The following is a 3,892-nucleotide window of genomic DNA, read 5'->3' on the forward strand; positions in this document are numbered from 1 at the left end:
CCGATCACGAGGGGAGCGTGGCCGCGGCGCGTCGCCGCGGCGGGGGTCGTCTGAGTCAGCACGACGGCGACCGTACCGCCCGCGAGGACTCCGGCCAGCACGCTCGCGACTAACCTGCGCATTGTCATGGGCGCACGGTAGACCGCCGAGGTGGACCGGGAGTTACGTACGGGCACCGAGGGAAAGGCGACCGTTTCACGGTGCGGAAGTTGACCGTCCGCTGTCGAGACGACACAGCCGCCGCTCCGCGCTGATGATCTTTGCCCACCGTTGCCTCAGGGCACGCGTTCGCCGGGCATGGCCACGGGAATGTTCACCCTGATCACCAGCAATGGCGATCGGAGGCGGCGCCGCGGCGTTGCGAGCCAGAGGAGACGAGCGATGCCGCAGTGTGTCTTGCCTGATGGAACGGTCATCGGAGTGGGCAGTTGCCAGGACTGTGAGCGGAGTTACAGCGGTTACTGCCAGGAGGGTGGTCTCGGGCCGTTCAAGGTCCCCCTGCCGTGTTTCGTGCGGAACGTTCTGGTGCGGGTGTTCAGCGACATGCTTCTCGACGTCGGCTCGTGTGACGGCCTCAGCCCTCAGGTCATGGATCTGCTGGGGCTTGCGGGCAGGGGTGGAAGCGAGGCGGACGGCGACTTCGACCGGCTTACTCCGGACCTGCGGGAAGAGGCGGCCGGGAAGATCACGGCGAAGATCCTCCAGCTGGCGGCGACCTATCCCATCACGCTGGAGTTCCGGGACCGTGTCCTGCTGACGTGCGACAAGGGCCGCCGGCTCAAGGAGTATTACGACCGCTACCTCGGGCATCTCTACCACGCGGCCGCCCTGGACCTCGGGCTGGTGGCCGAAGCGGCGGCGACCTGGTTGGAGGTGTACCCGTTCGCCGAGGCCGTGGTCAAGGTGAGCACCGGATCCGCGGACGACGAAGACGCCCAGACGGTCCTGTCCTCCGAGCAGCATGAGCGCTGCCACGATCTCTTTCGCCGGTTCCGTGACTCCGGCGACGACTCTGACTTTCGGGAGATCATGGACGTGATCCAGGAGGAATTCGCCGGCTATGAGGGACTGAGCGCGTCCGAGGCGCTCGACCGGCTCCGCACGTCATGATCTACACCCTCCAGCTCACCGCCACCCATTTCCTCGACCTCATCCGCGATCAGCTCCGCTCGCGTTCGTTCTGCTTCACCCAGGAGATACCGCTGAGCGGCGCGACCGTGCTGCTCGATCATGTCGAGGTGACCGACCGGACGACCGTCACGCGCGTGGCGCAGGCGAGCACGGTGGTGGGGGGCGACAGCGCCAGGCATCCGGTCGACGGCTCGGCTCTGCGGGTCTCACAGCAGCTGGTGCTGCACTTCGTGACGATCAGCGACCTGCAGGCCGGCGCGACGGCGCCCACGTCGTCCCAGCCGGGGTTCGCCCCCTCGATCACCGTGCACTTCGTCGTCAGCATGACCACGCAGGCCGGCCGGCCCGCCATGCATGTGGCCTACCAGCCGCCGGCGGACCCCGGCGGCTTCGCCGGGCTGACGCCCCATGCCGCCCAGTTGATCGACGGCGAGCTGTCCGGAGTCACCGGGTCGGTGGCGCTGCCCCTGAACGGATTCCAGGCCCTGATCATGGAGGCTCCTTCCTTCGTCAACGCCGGCATCGTGCTGGACGACTCGGGCCGGACCATCACGGTGCAGATGGAGGACCACCCACAAGATCGCTCTGTCGCGGCCTGGCAGGACTTCTACGCCGGCCGGACGCCCGACCTGCGCGATGGCCGTCCCTGGGCGGCGCTCATCGACCGGACACGCCTGCAGTCCATCGCACTGACCTACTTCGAGGCCGCTCTGGACGAGGCGGCCCGTCTCGGCAAACGCCCCTCAGGACAGGCCGTGTCCCGGTGGGCGGGCAACGGTCACAGCGTGCAGGTGAGTCAGAGCGGCAGGATCCGGGACGCGGGCCCGCTCGGGAGCGACCTCGCCGTGACCATCTCGCTGGACTTGGACTTCTCCCTGCCACAAGCCGACGTGCTCCTGCTGACCCTGTCGCTGTCGGGCTCGGCGCAGGCGACCGGCATCGTCGGGGACCTGCTGGATCTGCTCGGGATCGGCATCGACCCCGATTCCACCTTGCCGGCCGCCGGCGGGTGGGATCAGGTCGGCCCGCGCTCGTACGCGCGCAAGGAGTATCTGCGGCTGGCGAACCCTGCCGTGGGCCACCTGGTGGTCGAGGAGATCGTGCCTGATTCCCGCGGTCTGCTTCTCCGGGGATCGGTCCAGCGCATGGGCGCGGTCGTTCCGGCCCGGGTCGAGGCGGAGGTGGAGCCCTTCACCTGGGGACTGCACGGATCGTGCAGCGAGGGGCTGGACGTCGCCTGCGGCGGCCTGCTGTATCTCACCAACGGCGGCACCGCCCCGCTGAACGTCTGCGAGGCACGCGTCCTGTTCGACCCGGACGAGCAGTTCCCGTTGGTCGTCGAGCAGGAGACGTCTCCTTCGGCCCCGTTCGACATATCGGTCCGCGTCAGCTTCCGCGCCTTGAAGCCCGCCTACCTGGCTCGGCCGCAGCCTTATCCGTGCCTGCTGCTGGTGAAGACCAACGGCGGCGCCCGAGCCGTCTCCTTCGGAGTCCCGCCGCTGCTCGACGACGCCGACCGCAGGGGCATGGAGATGGAACGCATCGCCATCATCGGCAACTGCGACCAGCTGGTCGACCGATTCTTCGGCAAGGGCCTGAATCCGAAGTGGCTGCCCAACCCTCCGCCCGACGGACGGGAACTGCATCTGTGGGAGGTGCTGGTCCATGGGCTGGAGCCGGATGAGCAGGCCACCGTCCTCGATGCCCGGGGCAGGCTGGTGGCCGCGGGCCAGGCCGGAGCCGGCGGCATCGCCTTCGCGCGGGCGGTGATCGAGCCGGCCGCGGACGGGCGCGAGGTCACGCTCAACCTGACCACGCCTCCCGGCCTCCTGCGCCGGCACACCGGCGTGCTCACCGTGGCCCGGCAGCCGCGCTCGGTGGAGGTCCGCCAGACACAACTGCGGCCCGCCGCCACGATCCACCTCGGTGAGCGGGCGGTCAGCCTCCTGCCGGGAGTCCATGAGGACAGGCCCGTCCTCACCGTCATCAGCGGTTTCCTGGCCCAGCTCTATGATCTCGATGTGCCGGCGCGTCCCGTGCTGCTGAGGGAACTGCCGGCCACCGAACTCGGCAATGCCGGCGTGGACCTCACCTCCGGCTCCGCGGCACGCTCGGCCCCCGCCACCCGCGGCGCCGGCTACATGCGCGCAGCGGGCATCATGATCGGCTACACGTACGCCCGCGTCGAGCCGGACGGCATCACGGTCACGATCTACGCGCCAGGTTCGTCAGGCGTTGTCACGGAAGTCAAGGACTGTACCTGAGGAGCTCGGCGCCGGCGTCAGGAGAGATGTTCGCCGAAGGTTTCCCGGGCTGACCGCCCGCCGTCATCGTGATCGACTCCGGGCACGCCACTCTCGTTATCGGGCAGTCCATAACCAAGGTCAGGGCTGCCCGCAACGTTCGAGGAGTTCCGCATGCCCAGCACGTTCCTGTCCGTTCTGGCGACCGGCGCCGTCGTGGCCACCGCGGCGCTCACCGGCGCCGGCCCGGCCACCGCCGCTCAGGCGTCCACCTGTGCCGACGCCCCGCGCGAGCAGGTCAGGACGGGAGCCGTCTTCAGCGAGCCGGTCGGCGGCGACCCGGCGGCCATCGTGCGCACGCTGTGCGGCCTGGTCCGGCAGACGCCCTCGGGGGCCGTCATCGAGATCGCGCACTTCGTCATGTCGGGCACGGCGGGCACCGAGTTCACCGCCGAGCTGGTCAAGGCGCACCAGCGGGGCGTCAAGGTGCGCGTCATCCTGGACGGCGACAAGCGCGG

At 69.3% G+C, this 3,892-nt stretch carries 2 protein-coding genes and 1 pseudogene; all 3 read left to right on the forward strand.

Annotation, left to right across the window (positions count from 1 at the left end; genetic code table 11):
* Positions 1–309: 309 nt before the first annotated feature.
* Positions 310–1,110, forward strand: coding sequence for a hypothetical protein (locus ACWD0F_RS51795; RefSeq protein ID WP_449890491.1), 801 nt, complete (start codon positions 310–312; stop codon positions 1,108–1,110).
* A complete protein-coding gene (locus ACWD0F_RS51800; protein WP_449890493.1) occupies positions 1,107–3,395 on the forward strand; it encodes a hypothetical protein in 2,289 nt (762 codons plus the stop codon). The genes ACWD0F_RS51795 and ACWD0F_RS51800 overlap by 4 nt, the downstream gene beginning before the upstream one ends.
* A 153-nt stretch (positions 3,396–3,548) precedes the next feature.
* Positions 3,549–3,892: pseudogene (locus tag ACWD0F_RS51805) on the forward strand (hypothetical protein); the annotation flags it as partial.

This window comes from Nonomuraea sp. NPDC002799, assembly GCF_053592075.1.